Annotated in this window: 18 protein-coding genes; 16 read left to right on the forward strand and 2 right to left on the reverse strand. The window is 69.3% G+C overall.

Annotated elements, in window-relative coordinates:
* Positions 1-74: 74 nt before the first annotated feature.
* From obgE to ACYVGQ_RS08375, 8 genes are read left to right on the forward strand one after another with little or no spacing between them, the layout of a single operon-like run.
* Entirely contained in the window at positions 75-1,592 is a 1,518-nt protein-coding gene (gene obgE, locus ACYVGQ_RS08340; RefSeq protein ID WP_460784169.1) for a GTPase ObgE, read from the forward strand.
* Positions 1,589-2,374: a glutamate 5-kinase gene (proB, locus tag ACYVGQ_RS08345; RefSeq protein WP_460784170.1), complete on the forward strand. Its 786-nt coding sequence runs from the start codon at positions 1,589-1,591 to the stop codon at positions 2,372-2,374. The genes obgE and proB overlap by 4 nt, the downstream gene beginning before the upstream one ends.
* Positions 2,375-2,420: 46 nt before the next feature.
* On the forward strand, positions 2,421-3,710 hold the full coding sequence (locus tag ACYVGQ_RS08350) for a glutamate-5-semialdehyde dehydrogenase (RefSeq protein WP_460784171.1): 1,290 nt from the start codon (positions 2,421-2,423) through the stop codon (positions 3,708-3,710).
* A gap of 52 nt (positions 3,711-3,762) precedes the next feature.
* Positions 3,763-3,987 (forward strand): hypothetical protein, encoded by a 225-nt coding sequence (locus ACYVGQ_RS08355; RefSeq protein ID WP_460784172.1) that lies wholly within the window; start codon positions 3,763-3,765, stop codon positions 3,985-3,987.
* Between the two features lie 8 nt (positions 3,988-3,995).
* Entirely contained in the window at positions 3,996-4,598 is a 603-nt protein-coding gene (gene nadD, locus ACYVGQ_RS08360; RefSeq protein WP_460784173.1) for a nicotinate-nucleotide adenylyltransferase, read from the forward strand.
* A complete protein-coding gene (locus tag ACYVGQ_RS08365) occupies positions 4,595-5,737 on the forward strand; it encodes a hypothetical protein (RefSeq protein WP_460784174.1) in 1,143 nt (380 codons plus the stop codon). The genes nadD and ACYVGQ_RS08365 overlap by 4 nt, the downstream gene beginning before the upstream one ends.
* Positions 5,737-6,117, forward strand: a complete 381-nt coding sequence (rsfS, locus tag ACYVGQ_RS08370) for a ribosome silencing factor (protein ID WP_460784175.1) — start codon at positions 5,737-5,739, stop codon at positions 6,115-6,117. The genes ACYVGQ_RS08365 and rsfS overlap by 1 nt, the downstream gene beginning before the upstream one ends.
* Position 6,118: 1 nt before the next feature.
* Positions 6,119-6,808, forward strand: coding sequence for an SDR family oxidoreductase (locus ACYVGQ_RS08375; protein WP_460784176.1), 690 nt, complete (start codon positions 6,119-6,121; stop codon positions 6,806-6,808).
* Between the two features lie 137 nt (positions 6,809-6,945).
* Here ACYVGQ_RS08375 and ilvD read toward each other — a convergent pair whose 3' ends face one another.
* A complete protein-coding gene (gene ilvD / locus ACYVGQ_RS08380; protein ID WP_460784177.1) occupies positions 6,946-8,865 on the reverse strand; it encodes a dihydroxy-acid dehydratase in 1,920 nt (639 codons plus the stop codon).
* Positions 8,866-8,940: 75 nt separating this feature from the next.
* Between ilvD and ACYVGQ_RS08385 the strand changes: the two genes are divergently transcribed.
* Complete coding sequence (locus ACYVGQ_RS08385; RefSeq protein ID WP_460784178.1) at positions 8,941-9,726, forward strand: helix-turn-helix transcriptional regulator; 786 nt, start codon at positions 8,941-8,943, stop codon at positions 9,724-9,726.
* A 24-nt stretch (positions 9,727-9,750) separates the two neighbouring features.
* Here ACYVGQ_RS08385 and ACYVGQ_RS08390 read toward each other — a convergent pair whose 3' ends face one another.
* Positions 9,751-11,415, reverse strand: a complete 1,665-nt coding sequence (locus ACYVGQ_RS08390) for a dipeptide ABC transporter ATP-binding protein (RefSeq protein ID WP_460784179.1) — start codon at positions 11,413-11,415, stop codon at positions 9,751-9,753.
* Positions 11,416-11,574: 159 nt separating this feature from the next.
* On the opposite strand from ACYVGQ_RS08390, the gene ACYVGQ_RS08395 reads away from it, so the two are divergent.
* The 7 genes from ACYVGQ_RS08395 to ACYVGQ_RS08425 are packed head-to-tail and all read left to right on the forward strand — an operon-like array spanning position 11,575 to position 19,436.
* Complete coding sequence (locus ACYVGQ_RS08395) at positions 11,575-12,783, forward strand: dipeptidase (RefSeq protein WP_460784180.1); 1,209 nt, start codon at positions 11,575-11,577, stop codon at positions 12,781-12,783.
* A complete protein-coding gene (locus ACYVGQ_RS08400; RefSeq protein WP_460784181.1) occupies positions 12,783-14,402 on the forward strand; it encodes an ABC transporter substrate-binding protein in 1,620 nt (539 codons plus the stop codon). The genes ACYVGQ_RS08395 and ACYVGQ_RS08400 overlap by 1 nt, the downstream gene beginning before the upstream one ends.
* A 30-nt stretch (positions 14,403-14,432) precedes the next feature.
* On the forward strand, positions 14,433-15,395 hold the full coding sequence (locus tag ACYVGQ_RS08405) for an ABC transporter permease (RefSeq protein ID WP_460784182.1): 963 nt from the start codon (positions 14,433-14,435) through the stop codon (positions 15,393-15,395).
* Positions 15,392-16,291 carry an ABC transporter permease gene (locus ACYVGQ_RS08410; protein ID WP_460784183.1) on the forward strand — a complete coding sequence of 300 codons (900 nt, stop codon included), beginning with the start codon at positions 15,392-15,394 and terminating at the stop codon, positions 16,289-16,291. The genes ACYVGQ_RS08405 and ACYVGQ_RS08410 overlap by 4 nt, the downstream gene beginning before the upstream one ends.
* Before the next feature lie 10 nt (positions 16,292-16,301).
* On the forward strand, positions 16,302-17,483 hold the full coding sequence (locus ACYVGQ_RS08415; protein WP_460784184.1) for a M24 family metallopeptidase: 1,182 nt from the start codon (positions 16,302-16,304) through the stop codon (positions 17,481-17,483).
* 22 nt (positions 17,484-17,505) lie between these two features.
* Complete coding sequence (locus tag ACYVGQ_RS08420) at positions 17,506-18,405, forward strand: alpha/beta fold hydrolase (RefSeq protein WP_460784185.1); 900 nt, start codon at positions 17,506-17,508, stop codon at positions 18,403-18,405.
* A complete protein-coding gene (locus ACYVGQ_RS08425; RefSeq protein ID WP_460784186.1) occupies positions 18,402-19,436 on the forward strand; it encodes an Lrp/AsnC family transcriptional regulator in 1,035 nt (344 codons plus the stop codon). Before ACYVGQ_RS08420 ends, ACYVGQ_RS08425 begins: the two co-directional genes overlap by 4 nt.
* The last annotated feature ends 24 nt before the right edge of the window (positions 19,437-19,460 follow it).

Consider the following 19,460-nt stretch of genomic DNA (forward strand, 5'->3'; position numbering starts at 1 on the left):
CGCAGCGCAGGCATTCATCGGAGCGGGGCGGGCTTAGGCCCGCCCCGCTCCTGCATTCAGGAGGAGCACCAGGCATGGTCACGTTCGTCGACACGGTGACGCTTCATCTGCGCGCCGGCAAGGGCGGCAACGGCTGTGTCTCGGTGCACCGCGAGAAGTTCAAGCCGCTCGGAGGCCCGGACGGCGGCAACGGCGGCGACGGCGGCGACATCGTGCTCGTCGCGGACACACAGACCGGGACGCTGCTGTCCTACCACCACTCGCCCCACCGCTCCTCGGGGAACGGCGGCTTCGGGATGGGCGACCATCGCGCAGGCTACGCGGGGGAATCGCTGGAACTGCCCGTCCCGGTCGGAACCGTCGTGAAGGACCCGAGCGGCGAGGTCCTCGTCGACATGGTCGTCCCCGGCGAGCGGTTCGTCGTCGCTCAAGGCGGCCGCGGCGGCCTCGGCAACGCCGCACTGGCCACCACCAAGCGCAAGGCGCCCGGGTTCGCGCTGCTGGGAACGCCGGGCTTCGAGGGCGACGTCGTCCTCGAGCTCAAGACCGTCGCGGACGTGGCGCTCGTGGGCTACCCGTCGGCGGGCAAGTCCAGCCTCATCGCCGCGATCTCCGCCGCGCGGCCCAAGATCGCCGACTATCCCTTCACGACGCTCCACCCGAATCTGGGCGTCGTCCAGGCGGGCGATGCGCGCTACACCGTGGCGGACGTCCCCGGACTCATCGAAGGGGCCAGCGAAGGCCGCGGTCTCGGGCTCGAGTTCCTCCGCCACGTCGAGCGCTGCTCCGCTCTCCTGCACGTGCTCGACTGCGGCACGCTCGAGTCCGGTCGCGATCCGCTCAGCGATCTCGATGTGATCCTCGCCGAGCTCGCGGCCTATGAGGTGCCGCAGGGGCAGGTGCCCCTGCTCGAGCGCCCTCAGCTGGTCGCGCTGAACAAGATCGACGTCCCCGAGGCCCGCGAGCTCGCCGAGATGGTGCGTCCGGATCTCGAGGCGCGCGGGTTCCGGGTCTTCGAGATCTCGACGGTCTCCCACGAGGGGCTGCGCCCGCTCACCTTCGCACTCGGCGACATCGTCGAGAGGCATCGTGCCGAGACGGCCGTCGAGGCTCCGCCCGAGCGGGTGGTGATCCGTCCCAGGGGATCGGAGAAGCCCTTCACCGTGCGCGTGGAGGGCGGGACCTACGGGAACGTCTATCGCGTGCTCGGCGAGAAGCCGGTGCGGTGGGTGCAGCAGACCGACTTCCAGAACGAGGAGGCCGTCGGCTACCTCGCGGAGCGTCTCGAGCGCCTCGGCGTGGAGGACGAGCTGTTCCGCGTCGGCGCGACGCCGGGGGCCACCGTCGTCATCGGCGAGGGCGACGGGCTGGTGTTCGACTGGGAGCCGTCGATGTCGTCCGCGGCGGAGCTCCTCGTGGCCCCGCGCGGCACCGACCCGCGGTTCGCGGCCGGGGGCGGCGTCGGACGCCGGACGACGAGTGAGCGTCGCGAGCGGTACTACGAGCGCATGGACGCCCGCGCGGCGCAGCGCGCAGAGGCCGAGGAGCGCCGTCGCGTGACGGCGGAGGACAGCGGCGAGGACGAGGAGTGACGGCCCGCGAACGCGCCGATCTCGCGTCCGCGGCGCGCATCGTCGTGAAGGTCGGCTCGTCGTCCATCAGCGGCGAGGCGTCGTGGCGGATCCCGATGATCGTCCACGCTCTGCAGTCCGCGCACGGTCGCGGCTGCGAGATCGTCCTGGTGTCGTCCGGTGCGATCGCCACCGGCATCCCCTTCCTGGATCTGGACGCCAGGCCCACCGATCTCGCGACTCAGCAGGCGGCCGCGGCCGTCGGCCAGAACATCCTCGTCTACCGCTATCAGGAGGCGCTGCGCCCGTTCGGGATCGTCGCGGGGCAGGTCCTGCTGACCACGGGCGACCTGGAGCATCCCACGTCGCGCAGCAATGCCCGTCGCGCCATGGAGCGTCTGCTCGGCCTGAGGATCCTGCCGATCGTGAACGAGAACGACACGGTCGCCACGCAGGAGATCCGCTTCGGGGACAACGACCGGCTGGCAGCCCTGGTCGCCCAGCTCATCCAGGCGGACGCGCTCGTCCTGCTCAGCGACGTCGAGGCGCTTTACACGAAGCCGCCGACAGACCCGGGAGCGGAGCCCATCGACGTCGTCCTGCCCGACGCCGATCTCGCCGGCCTCGAGTTCGGCGCCACGGTCGTGAACAGCGTCGGCACAGGAGGCGCGGCGACGAAGGTCTCCGCCGCGCGGCTCGCCGCGGCGTCCGGCATCGGTGTCCTCGTCACGAGCGCCGACCTGGTCGGCCGCGCTCTCGCCGGCGAGAGCATCGGCACCTGGTTCGCTCCGGCGTCACGCTGACCGCGCGGGCGCCCCGCTCGGCTCCTCGCGTCGATACACTGGGCGGATGAGCGCCGAATCCCTCACCGAATCCGTCGTGGCCGCCGATCTCGACAGTCCGCAGGCGCGTCTGATCCTCGCGAAGGACGCCTCGCGTGCGATCGCACGCCTCACCAGCGCGGAGAAGGCGGAGGCTCTCGAGGCCATCGCGCGGGCGCTGGAGACCGAGGCCGGCCGCATCGTCGCGGCCAACGCCCTCGACATCGCCCGTGGCGAGGCCGAGGGGATCGGCACGGCGCTCATCGACAGGCTGCGTCTGGACGGGAAGCGCGTCGCCGCGCTCGCCTCCGCGGTGCGCGACGTGGCGGCGCTGCCCGATCCGGTCGGCCAGGTGATCGGTGGCCATCGGATGCCGAACGGCGTCGCCCTCGAGCAGGTTCGCGTGCCGTTCGGCGTGGTCGGCGCGATCTATGAGGCCCGACCGAATGTGACGGTCGACATCGCCGCTCTGGCGCTGCGCTCCGGGAACGCCGTGGTCCTGCGCGGCGGCAGCGCCGCCCGCGACTCCAACACGGTCCTCGTGCAGATCATGCGCGATGCGCTGGCCGGCGTCGGAGTCACGGCCGAGGCGATCCAGACGGTCGACGACTTCGGCCGCGAGGGTGCGAAGGCGCTCATGCACGGTCGCGGCTTCATCGACGTCCTCGTCCCGCGCGGCAGCGCCGCGCTCATCGAGACGGTCGTCACGGAGTCGACCGTCCCGGTGATCGAGACCGGGGCAGGCAACGTCCACATCGTGCTCGACGAATCGGCGCCGGAGGACTGGGCGCGCGACATCGTCGTGAACGCCAAGGTGCAGCGCCCGAGCGTCTGCAATGCGGCCGAGACGGTGCTCGTGCTGCGCGCGGCGGCGCCGCGTCTGGTCCCGCCGGTGGCGAGCGCCCTGCAGAGCGAGGGCGTCACCATCCACGGCGACGACGTCGTGGCAGGGCTCGCCACGGGAGTCGTCCCGGCGACCGAGGAGGACTGGGAGACCGAGTACCTCAGCCTCGACATCGCGATGAAGGTCGTCGACTCGCTGGACGAGGCCCTCGCCCACATCCGCCGCTACAGCACGGGGCACACCGAGTCGATCATCACGACCGATGCGCGCAGCGTGGAGCGCTTCCTCGCCGAGGTCGACTCCGCGGTCGTCATGGCCAACGCCTCCACGCGCTTCACCGACGGGGGAGAGTTCGGCTTCGGGGCGGAGGTGGGCATCTCCACCCAGAAGCTGCATGCGCGGGGGCCGATGGGGCTCACGGAGCTGACCAGCACGAAGTGGCTCGCGCGTGGAGCGGGGCAGACGCGCGGCTGAGAGATAGGATGAGGACGCGTCTTTTCGCCCCAGGTCACGAAACGGAGACAGGATGAACCTCGTCGCACAGCTTGCGATGGCAGCCGCAGAAGGCGAGCACCACGGCAACGTGGCGCTCGAGACGCTGATCTTCGGCGTCATCGCCGCGATCGTGTTCGCGCTTCTCGGGCTGGTGACCTTCTCCTACCGGCACGTCGCCAACCGTCACTCGGCCAAGGCCGAGGCCTGGGCGGCCCAGCACGGCAAGGACGGCCACGGGGCAGGACACGGCCACTGAGGCCGCCGATGGAGAACTCGACCGCGCGGGCACCGCGCATCGGTGTGATGGGCGGGACGTTCGATCCGATCCACCATGGGCACCTGGTGGCCGCGAGCGAGGTCGCGCACTCCTTCGATCTCGACGAGGTGATCTTCGTCCCCACCGGCCGGCCGTGGCAGAAGAAGACGGTGACGTCCAGCGAGCACCGCTATCTGATGACCGTCATCGCCACGGCGTCCAATCCCCGCTTCACGGTCAGTCGGGTCGACATCGACCGCGACGGCGACACGTACACGATAGACACGCTGCGCGATCTGAAGACGCAGCGACCCGACGCGGAGCTGTTCTTCATCAGCGGCGCGGATGCCGTGGCGCAGATTCTCAGCTGGAGGGACCATGATGAACTGTGGGATCTGGCCCACTTCGTCGCGGTCTCGCGTCCAGGACACGTCCTGAGCACCGACGGCCTCCCGAGCGACGACGTCAGCCAGCTGGAGGTACCGGCCCTGTCGATCTCCTCGACGGACTGCAGAAAGCGTGTCAACGACGGCGAGCCGGTCTGGTACCTGGTCCCCGATGGAGTCGTTCAGTACATCGCGAAGCATCACCTGTATCGGAGCAAGGCATGAGCACATCGGACAGCCAGGGGAAGGAACCGCTGACGCGCAAGCAGATGCGGGAGCTGCGCCTGACGGGGTCGACCCCGGTGATCAGCGAGGAGGAGGCCGCGTCGTCGCCCGCGCAGGCGTCGACGCCGACCCGTGCGGTCGAGCCGATGCCCGTCGCGCCCGCGCCTGTCGCCGACGCGGACGTCGACCTGGAGTCCGCGCCGCTCACCCGTCGCCAGGCTCGGGAGCAGGAGCGCATCCGCACGGCATCCGTCCCGGTGATCGCCGCGGAGGAGCGGACGGGGGAGGACGGTGGGCTCGCGTCATCCGAGGCCGCCGCGGTGACGGAGGCGCCCGAGGTCGAGGAGGACGCGCCGGCGGCCGACGAGCAGCCGCAGCGCGCGGAGCTCGTGTCCGAGATCCCGGCGTTCGCTCCGATCCCGGCATCGACTGAGACGCATGCCGCGGCAGAGGAGCCTGTCGCGGACGAGACCTCCGCGGACGAGACCGACGCCGAGGCGGTGCCTGCGGAGGAGCAAGCCGCCAGCACGGAGCCCGGAGCGGACGATGCCGCCGATCTGACCGCCCTCGGCGTCGACGCCGAGGCGATCGAGGACCTCGACGACGAGGACGAGCCGGATGACGCCGATGAACGTCCTACCGTGAGCTCCGCCTTCGGCAGCGGCGTCCTCTCCGCGGAGGCGCCGGCTCCGGCATTCACACCGTCCTTCGACGACCTGATCACCGTGGGCGACACGACCGGCTCGCAGAGCATCGCCCCCAGCGCCCTGATCTTCACCCCTCCGCCCGGGGAGGGCTCGCTCTCCGGTCCCGTCGCGTCGACCGGCGAGGTGCTCATCACGGGGACCTACGAGCTCCCCGAGGGCATCGGGTCCCAGGGGCATGCGAAGGGCGTCGCGGACGGCAAGGACGTCGACGCGGTGCTCATCGACGGAGAGCTGCCGCCGGCCTCCTCTCCCACGCCGATCGCGGCGAGCTCCGCGATCAGCACGAGCAAGCCGGCCGGGGAGATCATCCGTCCCCCGGCACCTGAGAAGGGCAACAGGCTGATGCTCATCCTCGCGATCACCGCCGGTGGTCTCGCTCTCGTCCTGGCGGCGGCCCTGGTCTTCGCCTTCACCACGAATGTGCTGGGTTGATGCAGTCACCAGAATCCGCTGAGGAGATGCTGCAGATCGCGGCGGACGCCGCAGTCTCCAAGGGCGGAGAGGATCTCGTCGCGCTCAACGTCTCCGAGCCCCTCCCGCTCGTCGACATCTTCCTCCTCGTCACGGGCAACAGCGAGCGCAACGTCGCCGCGATCGCCGATGAGATCGAGGACAGGCTGGTCGAGGCCGGCCACAAGCGCGTGCGGCGGGAGGGACGTGCAGAGGCCCGCTGGGTGCTGCTGGACTTCGGGGACCTCATCGTGCACGTCTTCCACTCCGAGGAGCGCGTGTACTACGGCCTGGAGAGGCTCTGGAAGGACTGCCCTGTCGTTCCCCTCCAACTGACGCAGTCCGCGGACGAGCCCGCCTGACATGAGCGTGCATCTGATCACCGGAGCGGGCTCCGGGATCGGCGCCGTCGTGGCGCGTCGGCTGCAGGAGCGCGGCGACGACCTCGTTCTGCTCGCCAGGGACGCCGGGCGAGCGCGGGAGCTCGCCCGGGCCTTCCCCGGAGCGACCACGCTGGTGGGCGACCTCTCGCAGCCCGGCAGGCTGTCGTGGGCGCTCTCCCAGCAGGCTCTGCCGGAGCGCATCGACGCGCTGATCCATGTCGCGGGGGTGGTCGACCTCGGCGCCGTCGGCGATCTGCCGTCGGGCCTGTGGGAGCGTCAGCTGACCGTCAACCTCATGTCCCCCGCCGAGCTGACGAGGCTCCTGCTTCCGGTGCTGCGCGTCTCGCGCGCGAAAGTTGTCTTCGTGAACTCGGGCGCCGGACTGCACGCGCACGCCGGCTGGTCGGCATATGCCGCTTCCAAGCACGGGCTGAAGGCGCTGGCGGACGCCCTGCGGGCGGAGGAGGCCGAGCACGGCATCCGCGTGACCTCGGTGTATCCGGGGCGCACGGCGACGCCGATGCAGGAGCGCGTGCACCGGCAGGAGGGGCAGGAGTACGCACCGGAGCGGTTCATCGATCCGGAATCCGTCGCGACGGCCATCCTCACGGCGCTGGATCTCCCGCGCGATGCCGACATCACCGATCTGACGGTGCGCCCCGGGGCGTGACCGCCCTCGGTGCACCGGGTCGGGTTCCCGGCGCCTCGGCCCCGTGCGTGGGTGCCTCGCATGGTCGGCACGCTCAGCGCGGGACGACCATACGAGGCATCTCTTCCGGGCGCGGGAGGAAGGCCCGGGATGAGAGCTCAGACCGACACGGCCTGAAGCGCCGCCGTCCGCTCGTCGGCCTCGCGCAGCGCCCGCTCGACGCGATCGACGTCGCGCACTGCGCCCTTGTCTGCCGACAGCGCCATCGCCGCGTAGGCGCGCAGCGCGGGGGAGACGACGCGCTCGCGGCTCCGTGGACGGTAGCCGGTCGTGGCCAGCAGCCGTTCGCGCCGTGCGGCGAGCTCCTCCTCGGAGATCTGCAGGGTGATGCCGCGGCTCGGGATGTCGATCGAGATCAGATCGCCGTCCTCCACCAGGGCGATGACGCCGCCGGATGCCGCCTCGGGGGAGACGTGGCCGATCGAGAGCCCGGAGGTTCCGCCGGAGAAGCGGCCGTCCGTGATGAGGGCGCACTTCTTGCCGAGCCCGCGCCCCTTGAGGAACGAGGTGGGGTACAGCATCTCCTGCATCCCCGGCCCGCCCTTGGGGCCCTCGTAGCGGATCACGACGACGTCCCCCTCCGTGACCTGCTTGTTGAGGATCTTCTCGACGGCCTCGTCCTGGGACTCGCAGACGACGGCGGGGCCGGTGAACGTCCAGATCGACGGGTCGACGCCGGCCGTCTTCACGACGGCGCCGTCGACGGCGACGTTGCCGCGAAGCACGGCGAGGCCGCCATCCTTCGAGTACGCGTTCTCGACGTCGCGGATGCAGCCGCTCGTCGCATCGAGGTCGAGCTCCTCCCAGCGGGCGGACTGGGAGAAGGCCTTCGAGGACCGCACGCCGCCGGGAGCCGCATGCCACAGCTCGAAGGCCTCCTCCGACGCGGAGCCGGAGCGGATGTCCCATTCGTCGAGCCACTCGCCGATGGTCGCGGAGTGCACCGTGTGGACGTTCTCGTCCAGCAGTCCGCCGCGGCGGAGCTCGCCGAGGATGGCAGGGATGCCGCCGGCGCGATGGACATCCTCCATGTAGTAGATCTTCCCGGCGCCTGCGGCGTTGGGGGCGACCTTGGCCAGGCAGGGGACGCGGCGCGAGACGGCGTCGATCTCGTCGAGGCCGAACGGGACTCCCGCCTCGTGGGCCGCGGCGAGCAGGTGCAGGATCGTGTTCGTGGAGCCGCCCATAGCGATGTCCAGGGCCATCGCGTTGCCGAAGGCCGCTGGCGTCGCGATGCTCCGGGGGAGGACGGAGGCGTCATCCTCGTCGTAGAACTTGCGGGTGATGTCGACGACGAGCTTTCCGGCATCCTCGTACAGCGCCCTGCGGGCGGTGTGGGTGGCGAGCGTCGAGCCGTTGCCGGGCAGCGACAGGCCGATCGCCTCGGTGAGGCAGTTCATCGAGTTGGCGGTGAACATGCCGGAGCACGAGCCGCAGGTCGGGCAGGCCGAGTCCTCGATGCGCTGCATGTCGGCATCCGAGATGTTCTCGTTCACGGCATCTGAGATCGCATCGACGAGGTCGAGGGTGCGGATCGAGCCGTCGACGAGGGTCGCGCGGCCGGATTCCATCGGGCCGCCGGAGACGAAGACGGTCGGGATGTTCAGCCGGAGCGCCGCCATGAGCATGCCGGGGGTGATCTTGTCGCAGTTCGAGATGCAGATGAGGGCGTCGGCGCAGTGGGCGTTCACCATGTACTCGACGGAGTCGGCGATGAGGTCGCGCGAGGGCAGCGAGTACAGCATCCCGCCGTGCCCCATCGCGATGCCGTCGTCGACGGCGATCGTGTTGAACTCGCGGGGGATGCCGCCGGCGGCCGAGATGGCCTCGGAGACGATCCGGCCAACGGGCTGGAGATGCGTGTGACCGGGGACGAACTCGGTGAAGCTGTTGGCGACGGCGATGATGGGCTTGCGGCCGAGGTCGGCGCCGTCGACGCCGGCGGCGCGCAGCAGTGCGCGGGCGCCGGCCATGTTGCGGCCGTGGGTGATGGTGCGTGAGCGAAGAGGAGTGGGCATTGAACCATTCCGGCACGGATCGCGCGCTCGTTCCAGATGGCAGTGATACTAGTAGTGGCACTACTAGGGGGAACGATGGATGCGGATGAGAAGCGCCGCGAGGAGCTGGCCGCCTTCCTCAAGGACCGTCGCGCCAGGGCGGACCGGGCCTCGCACGGCCTGCCGGAGGGCGGGCGGGGGAGGCTGCGGGGCCTTCGGAGGGAGGAGGTCGCGACCCTCGCCGGGCTCAGCGTGACCTGGTACACCTGGCTCGAACAGGCGCGTCCGATCAACCCCTCGCGTCAGGTGCTGGACGCCCTCGCCAGGCTCTTCCGCCTGACACCGGTCGAGACGGCCTATCTGCTCTCTCTCGGAGGTCATCGGGAGTCGGCGCCGGCGACGTTCGCGTCCGCTCCGCTGTCCGCTGCGCTCGGGCGACTCCTCGCCTCCGTCGGCTTCCCGGCCTTCCTGCTCTCGGCGGACTGGACGATCATCGGCTGGAACCGCGCATACGCGGAGCTGTACCCGCGGATCGAGACGATCGACGACGCCGACCGGAACCTGCTCTGGCTCGTCTTCACCGATCCGACGCTGCGCCGGATGCTTCCGGACTGGACAGAGCAGAGCAGGAGCTTCGTCGGCGCCTTCAGAGCGGAGACGCGCGGCTGGCTCAGCCCATCGGGCGAGGGCGGCATCGTCGCACGGGTGTCGGAAGCCTCCCCGGAGTTCGCCGCCATCTGGCAGGAGCGCGATGTGGCGGGCTTCGGCACGAGGGAGCGCACCTTCCTGCACCCTGTCCGCGGGCTGGTGCGCTACGAGCAGCACAATCTGGCGCCGGCCGAGTCGCCCGACCTCACGCTGCTGTTCTATGCGCCGCTCTGAGCACGTCGGCGGCACCTCTCGTCCTCAGGCGGTGAGCTTCGAGCGGCGGCCGAGCATGCCGCGCTCCGCGCGCGTCTGCGGCGGGATCGCCGACAGCAGGGAGCGCGTGTACTCGTGCGACGGGTGCCGGTAGACCTGCTCGGTCTCGCCGATCTCGACGATGTTGCCGAGGTACATCACGGCGACGCGATCGGCGATGTGCCGGACGAGCGAGAGATCGTGCGCGATGAAGACGATCGACATGCCCAGCCGTTCGCGCAGATCGCACAGCAGGTCGATGATCTGGGCGCGGATCGAGACGTCCAGCGCGGAGACGGGCTCGTCGCAGACGAGGACGTCCGGGTCCAGGGCGAGGGCGCGCGCGATCCCGATGCGCTGCCGCTGTCCTCCGGAGAACTGGTGGGGGAAGCGCGAGGCCATCTCGGGGGAGAGGCCCACCAGCTCGAGCAGCTCGGCGACGCGGGCGCGTCGGGTCGCCGGCGTCCCCGCCCGGGTGGCCGCGAGCGGCTCGGCGATGAGCTGCTGGACCGTCATGCGCGGGTTGAGGGACATGAACGGGTCCTGGAACACCATCTGCACGCCGCGGCGCAGCGTGCGGCGATCCTTCAGGCGGTTACGGGTGACGTCCTGTCCGCGGTACTGCAGGCGGCCGGAGTCGGGTGCGTCGAGCCCGACGAGCATGCGCGCGAGCGTAGACTTGCCGCTGCCCGACTCGCCGACGATCGCGAGGATCTCTCCGCTGCGCAGATCCAGGTCGACACCGTCGACGGCGGCGACCCTGTGCGCTCTTCTCCCCGTCCCGGAACGGAACGTCCTGCGCAGGTCGGCGCCCGCCAGGATCGGCTCCTCCGCCTCCTCGGCCGGAGCGGCGGCGGTGACGTCCTTGGGCATCGAGTTCAGCAGCTGCAGGGTGTACGGATGCTGGGGGGCGGTGAGCACGACGTCGGCGTCGCCCGCCTCGACGATGCGTCCGGTCCGCATGACCGCCACCCGGTCGGCCACCTCCATCACCACGCCGAGGTCATGGGTGATGAGGAGGATGCCCATGCCGAGGCGGTCGCGCAGCGACAGGAGCAGATCGAGGATCTGCGCCTGCACGGTGACATCGAGCGCTGTGGTGGGCTCGTCGGCGATGATGAGGTCCGGCTCCAGGGCGATCGCCATGGCGATGAGGATGCGCTGGCGCTGGCCGCCCGAGAACTGGTGCGGGAAGTCGTGCACGCGCCGCTTCGGGGAGGGGATGCCGACGAGCCCGAGGAGCTCGATCGCGCGCTCCAGGGCTGCGCGACGGGTGAACGGGCGATGCGAGCGCAGCATGTCGATGATCTGATCGCCGATGCTGAGGACGGGGTTCAAGGCGGACAGCGCATCCTGCATGACGAGGCTGACCCGGACTCCGCGCAGCGCTCGTCGCTGCTCGGGGCCGAGCGCGAGCAGATCGGCGCCGTGGAGCGCGAGCACGTCGGCGGTGACCTCGCCCTGCTCGATGAGGCCCATGACGGCGCGCGCGGTCATGGACTTGCCGGATCCGGACTCGCCGAGCAGGGCGAACACCTCGCCGCGGCGCACCGACACATCGATGCCGTCGACGACCCGATGGGGCTCGTCGCCCCCGGTGAGGGTGACGGTGAGGTTCTGCACCTCGAGGACGAGGTCGGCGGTGTTCGCGTTCTCCATGTCTGCCATCATGCCATCGCCATGCCACTGAATTGTTTCGAATATGAAACATCTCAGCCGAAAATCGGCATTGAAGTTGACAGTCGTGCCGAAATCTACGAGATTCGATTCATTCTCCTCGTGCGATGCGGGGAGGACCACCCCGGAACATCGAATCGAAGGAGCGCATCCGTGCTCGAACAAGCAGACCGGTACACCGGTTACACCGCATACGAATACCTCGAGGCAGGCAGGGACTATCGCGAGTTCCGCTACGCCAAGCAGATCGGCCGGGTCCCCGTCTACGCCGGACTGGACCTCAGCGACGCGCAGCGGGAACGCGCGGAGCGCCTGCTGCGGGAGGAGACGGTCATCTCCCTGCACGAGCACGTCCAGGTGTTCCCCGAGGACATGGGCGAGCTCCGCGACCACATCCGTCAGGGCCGGGAGCCCACCGGATATCAGGGTCTCGCACGGTCCGGCCTCACGGCCGTCTTCGACAACGGCATGGACGGGACCTGCTGCATCTCCAGCGACGCCGGCTGGAAGTATCAGGACGTGCTGTTCGACCTCGGCGTCCGCATGGCCGACCTCGCCCATCAGGACTACGTGATCAAGGCCGAATCGATCAAGGACATCCGCTACGCGGCGGAGACCGGGCGCGTCGCGCACATCTTCGCCCTCGAGGCCGCGACGATGATCGAGAACGAGGTCGACCGGCTCGACGTGCTGTACGGCTTCGGCGTCCGCCAGATGGGCATCGCCTACTCGGAGGCGAACATGCTCGGCGGCGGCCTGAAGGAGCGCGGCGACGGCGGGCTGACGTTCTTCGGCGAGCGCGCCGTCGAGCGGATGAACAAGCTCGGGATCGCGATCGACATCTCGCACTCCGGCGACCGGACCTGCGTCGACGTCATCAAGCACTCGAAGGTCCCTGTGTTCATCACCCACGCCGGCGCGCGCGGGCTGTGGCCGACGAACCGGATGAAGACCGATGAGACCATCATCGAGTGCGCGAAGCGCGGCGGGGTGATCGGCATCGAGGCGGCCCCGCACACGACGATCTCGCCCCAGCATCCGAAGCACTCCCTGGAGTCGGTCATGGACCACTTCCAGTACTGCGTGGACCTGGTGGGCCTCGAGCACGTGAGCTTCGGACCGGACACGCTGTTCGGCGATCACGTCGGCCTGCACGACGCGTTCTCGTCGAACCTGTCCCTCGGGCAGGCGCACGCGAACGTGGAGTACGAGAAGCAGCCGTACGTGGACGGCATCGAGAACCCGGCCGAGGCCTTCTACAACATCATCGGCTGGCTCGTGAAGCACGACTACTCCGACGACGAGATTCGCGCCGTCGTCGGAGGGAACACCATGCGCGTACTCGAGGAGGTTTGGGTCTGATGAAACACAGCAAGTTCCTTGCCCTCGGTGCGGCCGCGGCACTCGCCGTCGGCCTCGCCGCGTGCGCCCCTTCCGCTCCGGAGCCGTCGGAATCGTCCGGCGGCGCGGGGCCGAGCGACGAGACGCTCAGCATCGGCACGACGACGGACGTGGTCAACTTCAACCCGGTGCTCGGCAACAGCCGCACCGACTCGTGGATCACGAACCTGATGTACCCGCATCTGCTGAGCATCAGCGACGACGGGTCGAAGGAGGCGCACGTCGCCACGGAGTGGGGCTACGTCGACGACACCACCGGGTTCTACGAGATCCGCGACGATCTGACCTGGAGCGACGGCGAGCCGCTCACGGCCGAGGACGTCGCCTGGACCCTGAACGCGGTCAAGCGCGATCAGGCGCCTGGCACGTTCTACGGCCAGCTGGGGAACCTCGACACGGCGACCGCCGTGTCGGACACCCGCGTCGAGCTCACCCTCACCCAGCCGGACTCCTCGATCATCGACGAGATCGGCTTCTGGGGCGTCGTGGTGCCGAAGCACGTGTTCGATCCGCAGGGCTCGATCGCGGAGTTCGCCAACGACGGCAGCGACGGCGGCTGGGTCGGGATGGGCCCGTTCATCCTGTCGGAGTTCCAGGTCGGCCAGCACTACACGCTGGAGCGGGTGGAGGACTACCCGCTCGTCGACGGCGGCGTCCCGGGGCCGGCAGAGGTCGTCTACCGCGTCTATCCGGACGTCAACACCGAGATCCTCGCCCTGCAGAGCGGCGAGATCGACGTGATCGCCAACGCGCTGCCGCCGGCGCAGGTCGAGCAGCTCGGCGAGACCGACGGCCTGCAGGTCATCGAGGCGTCAGGGCTCGGCTACGCCCACCTGGTCTACAACATGACCAAGGAGGGACTGGACGACGTCCTGGTCCGTCAGGCGCTCGCCCACGCGGTCGACTACGAGGCCATCCGCACGGTGGTGCTGCAGGGGCAGGCCGTCTCGACCGGCTCCAGCGCGCTGATGCCGGTTCTCGCGAACTACTACGACGACTCCGTCACGGAGTACGAGTTCGACCCGGATCTGTCCCGCTCCCTGATGGAGGAGGCCGGCTACACGGCGAACGCGGACGGCGACTTCCCGGTCTCCTTCCGGCTGATCTACTCGCTGCAGGACAGCGTGACCAGCCAGTGGGCGCAGATGGTGAAGGACAGCGCGGCCGAGGCCGGCATCGCGATCGAGCTGCAGGGTACAGAGCGGAACACCTACCTGTCGATGACGGCGGAGGGGGACTACGACATCTACGCGGGCAACTTCGCGATCATGGATGACCCGGTCACCAACTTCGCCCTCTCGTACCTGCCCGGCGGAGCGATCAACTACACCTACGTCGACGATCCGGAGCTGAACGCGCTGATCGAGCAGGGTGCGGTCACCTTCGACGAGGACGAGAAGATCTCCCTCATGCGCGAGGCGAACAAGATCGTGCACGAGCAGGTCTACGACAACATCATGTACACGCAGAACCTGTTCTTCGCCGCCAGCGACGAATGGGCCGGCTTCATCTCGAAGCCGAGCGAGCTGCTCTCGATCGTGAACGCGCTCTCCCTCGCGAGCGCGCACCCGGTCGAATAGTCCATCACCACCACGAGGAAGGTCGCCCGGGTGTCCCGAGCATCGTTCATTCTCCGCCGTGCGGGCCGCGGTCTGCTCACGATCTGGTTCGCCGTGACCGTGACGTTCCTGCTCCTGCGTCTGCTGCCCGGCGATCCGGCGCTCGCGCTGGCGAGTCCGAACATGACGGACGAGATCCGGGCGACCATCCTCGGGCAGTACGGACTGGATCAGCCGCTGCCGGTCCAGTACGGGCTGTACATGTGGCAGCTGCTGCAGGGCAACCTGGGCATCTCCTTCACCCAGTCGATCCCCGTCACCGATGTGCTCCTGCAGCGGCTGCCCTGGACGCTCCTGCTGACGATCACCGCGCTCGTCCTGACGATCATCGTCGGCATCCCGCTCGGCGTGGCGGCCGCATCCCATAAGGGCCGCTTCATCGACAGGGGCGTGCAGATCCTCGGGGTCACCGGTCAGTCGCTGTTCGTGCCGAGCGTCGCGATCCTGCTGCTGTTCGTCTTCGGATTGAACCTCGGATGGCTTCCGATCGGCGGCGCGTACACGAACGACACCTACGGCGCCGAGTGGTATCTGAGCGTCGCGCAGCACCTCATCCTCCCCGCCGTCTCGCTCATGCTCATCCAGGTCGGCTCGTATGTGCTCACGATGCGCTCCACCCTCATCGAGACGCTGGGGGAGGACTACATCCTCCTCGCGAAGGCCAACGGCCTCCGCGGACGCCGCATCCTCTGGAAGCACGCCCTGCGCAACGCCCTGCTGCCCACCACGACCCTCATCGGCCTGCAGCTCGGCTTCCTCGTCGGCGGGGCCGTGCTCACCGAGACGGTCTTCGCCTACCCGGGAATCGGCCGGGGCATCTACGAGGCGGTGACCCAGCTCGACTTCCCCGTGCTGCAGGGCGCCTTCCTCATGCTCGCGATCACGGTCGTGGTCGCGAACACCCTCACAGACATCGTCTACGGCTATCTGGACCCGAGAGTGAAGACGTCATGACCGCACCCCTTCCTTCCCAGGAATCGGCCGTCGTCGCCGAGCCCGTCGCCGTCGGCAGCGAGCGTGCGAGCGCTCACACCTGGCGCGTGTTCCGGAGGGACCCCCTCGGGATGATCTCGCTCGGGCTGCTGCTCCTGCTGGCGATCATCGCGATCGCCGCACCGGTCATCGCCCCCTATCCGGCGAGCTACGGCTCCGACGTGCTGCGCCCGCCGGGCGGCGAGTACTGGTTCGGCACGGATGCGCTCGGGCGCGATGTGTTCTCCGAGGTGATCTGGGGCACGCAGCAGAGCGTCCTCGTCGCGGTGGCTGCCTCCGTGATCGCGATCGTCTTCGGCACGATCATCGCCGTGATCGGGGCGTACTTCCGCCGGCTGGACGGCATCATCAGCGTCATCGTCGACATGACCCTCTCGTTGCCGGTGCTCCCGCTGATGATCCTCATCGCCGCCCTGGTCGGGCCGAGCACCTCCACGATCATCCTCGTCGTGGCCGCCTTCTCCTGGCCGGAGGTGACACGACTCGTCCGCTCCCAGGCGCTGACCGTCGTCGGCCTTCCCTATGTCGACGCCTCGCGGCTCATGACGACGTCGCCGTGGTGGATCATCACCCGGCACGTGCTGCCCGCCGTCACGCCCGTGATCGTGGTCTCCGTCGTCGTCACCGCATCCAGGGCGGTGCTGTCCGCGGCCGGGCTCGCCTTCCTCGGCCTCGGCGACCCGACCACGTGGTCGTGGGGACGCATCCTCTACGAGGCGCAGCAGGCCGGCGCGATGGTGAGCGCGTGGTGGCTGACGCTGTTCCCCTCCATCGCGATCCTCATCCTGGTGCTGTCGGCGACGCTGCTCTCGATCGCGTACAACGACGCCCGCAACCCCCGCTACCTGGCCCGATGAGGAGAAGCAGATGAACGATCTCGATCAGCGGATGGCTCCGGAGTTCTTCGACCGCGTGCAGGCCCGCATCCTGGAGCGGATGGCGGACGAGGGCTTCGACGCGTTCCTGACCGATCATCCGGAGGACATCGCCTACCTCACGGGATTCTTCCATCATCCTTCCGAGCGGCCGGTCGCGATCTGGCTGGAGGCCGGCGGCAGGGTGGTGATGCTCCTGCCGGAACTGGAGCGCGAGTACGCCGAGTCGCAGTCGGCGCGCGCCGAGCTGGTCGCCTTCCCCGAGTTCCCGGGCGTCGTCCCGCCGTTCGCCGTGCTCGCCGGGGCGGTGCGGACGCCGCCTGCGCGTGTGGGGTTCGCCTCGACGATGCCGTACCAGCGGGTCACGGCCGCCAGGACGGCGATGCCGCAGGCCCGGTTCGAGGCATCCGATCTGATCATCAGGGCGCGGTACGTGAAGTTCCCCGAGGAGATCGTGCTGCACCGCGAGGCGGCGCGCATCACCGACCGGATGCTGGAGGCCGGCGTCGCCCTGGTCGCGGACGCCGTCGCGGCGGGCGGGGATCTCCCCACCGAGACGGAGCTGGAACGGCACGTCACGGCAGTGGGCGCAGGGATCATGTACGCCGAGCACCGCAACGTCGTCGTCGCCTCGCTGCTGGCCGGCGGGCTGGTCTACTCGGGCGCGAACTCCGCCTTCCCGCACGGGCTCCCCTCGGTGAACCGCGTGAAGGACGGCGACACGTTCATGCTCTCGCTGGGATGCGCCGTCGGCGGCAGGTTCATCGAGGGGGAGAGGACCTTCGTCCTCGGCGAGCCGACCGCCGAGCAGCGGCGCTATCACGACACGATCCGGCTCGCGCAGCAGACCGGCCGCGAGAGCATCAGGGCCGGCCTGGAATGCCGGGAGGCGAACAGGCTGTGCCTCGACGTCATCCGAGAAGCAGGGCTCGGGGAGTACATCCGGCACCGCCAGGGGCACGGCATCGGTCTCGGGATGCACGAGGCCCCGTGGCTCGAGGACGGAGACGCGACGCCGCTCGAGGCGGGCATGGTCGTCTCGAACGAGCCGGGGATCTACGTACCGGGGCACGCCGGATACCGCATCAGCGACAGCATGCTCGTGACCGAGACCGGCGCGGAGGCGCTGACCACCTATCCGCGCGGTCTCGACGGCTGCACGATCGCGCTGTGAGCGCGAGAGAATCGAGGAAGAAATGACATCCATCCCGCCCGTCTCCCCGGAGTTCGCCGCCGCCGTCGGCGACCATCAGCGGGTCGAGATCAACGGCAACCATCTCGCCGTCGAGGTCCTCGGCCCGGAGGGCGCGCCCGTCATCATCACCCATCACGGCGCACCGGGGCTCGGCTCGCGGGCGGAGCCGAAGGCCAGCTTCGGACGGCTCGCCGACGAGTACCGCGTGGTCGTGTTCGACGCGCGCGGAAGCGGGCAGAGCGAGGGGGAGGGCGTCTACAGCCACGAGCAGTGGGCGGCGGACATCGACGGGCTGCGGGAGTGGATCGGCGCCGAGAGGATCGTCATGGCCGGCGGTTCCTACGGCGGCTTCATGACGATGGAGTACGCGCTGCGCTATCCCGACAGGGTCGCGGCCGTCGTGCTGCGGGACACGTCCCCGGACAACTCCAACGCGCACCTCGCCAGGGAGAACGCGCTGGCCTCGGATCGCGTCGACATCGACATGGAGAAGTTCGACAGGATCGACGTCGGCGCCGTGCGCGACGACGAGGACCTCAAGGACTGCTGGCGGGAGATCCTGCCGCTCTACGACTTCGTCTACGATCCCGCGGCCGTCGAGCGCAAGGTCGAGGCGACGCCGTACCGCTACCGCGCGCACAACTACGCCTTCTCCGTGAACCTGCCGAACTACGATCTGAAGCCCCAACTGCCCGGTCTGACTGCGCCGACACTCATCACGGTGGGCAGGACGGACTGGATCACGCCAGTATCGTGTAGCCAGGTGATCGCGGATCTCGTGCCGAACTCGGAGATGGTCGTGTTCGAGAAGTCCGGGCATTCCCCGCAGATCGAGGAGGCAGACGCATGGACGAAGACAGTGCGCGAGTTCCTCCACCGGGTGTACCCGCCCATCCGATGAGCGGCATCCGAGGGGACAGGGGGGTCAGCGACCTCGACCGCCGCATCGTCGTGGCCCTCCAGCAGGACGGCAGGGCCAGCTGGACCTCGATCGCCGAGTTCGCGGGCGCCTCGGTGTCCACCGTCACGCGCCGCGGACAGCAGCTGCTGTCCGAGGGCGTGGTGCGGGTGGGGATCGTCCCGACGCTCGGCAGCGAGGGGCACGTGGAGACGTTCTTCGTGCGCATCAACTGCACACCGGGGGCGCAGCTGTCCGTCGCCGAGCGGCTGACCGACTCGCCGTACGTGCGCTTCGTGACGATGGTCACGGGCAAGTTCGACATCTTCGCCGAGGTCGTGATCCCCGGAGACTCGGCCACCTACGCGCACGTGCTGACCGAGCTGCAGGCCATCCCCGGTGTGGAGCGCTGGCGCAGCGACATGATGCTGCACAACTACAAGGTCAGCTTCGACTGGGGGCGCCAGCTGTACGACGCGCACGCGGACGCCGCGAGCGATCCGGCGAGCTACATGCCCGCGCCGAATACGTGCGACCCCTCGCACTTCGACGATGCTGACCGCGCGATCATCGACGAGCTGCGGCTGAACGGGCGTGCGTCCTTCCTCTCGATCGCGGCGAAGCTGGACATGAACGAGAGCAGCGTGCGTCGCCGCTACGAGCGGATGCGCGCCGCCGGATGCCTCACGACGGTCACGATGGTGCCGGCATCCGCTCTCGGGATGAGCGCGGAGACGCTGCTGATGCTGCGGGTCGAGCCGTCCAGGATCGAGGCCGTCGCGCACACGCTCGCGCAGCACGTCTCGGTGCGCTTCCTCGCGGCGGCGCTCGACGAGAACTCGTTGTACTGCGAGATCATCCTGCCCACCACGGAGTCCCTCCACGACTTCATGACGGGCACGATCGCGCATCTGAAGGGCGTGCGGGGATGGAACGCCTCCATGGAGCTGGTGTTCATGAAGCGCGGATTCATCGAGACGCCGTGGTGGCGGGCGCAGGTGGACGCGGGGGCGCCGCAGGTGCAGGCGGGCTGATGCCGCGTGCCGCGCCCTTCGAGT

This window comes from Microbacterium tumbae (genome assembly GCF_054780175.1).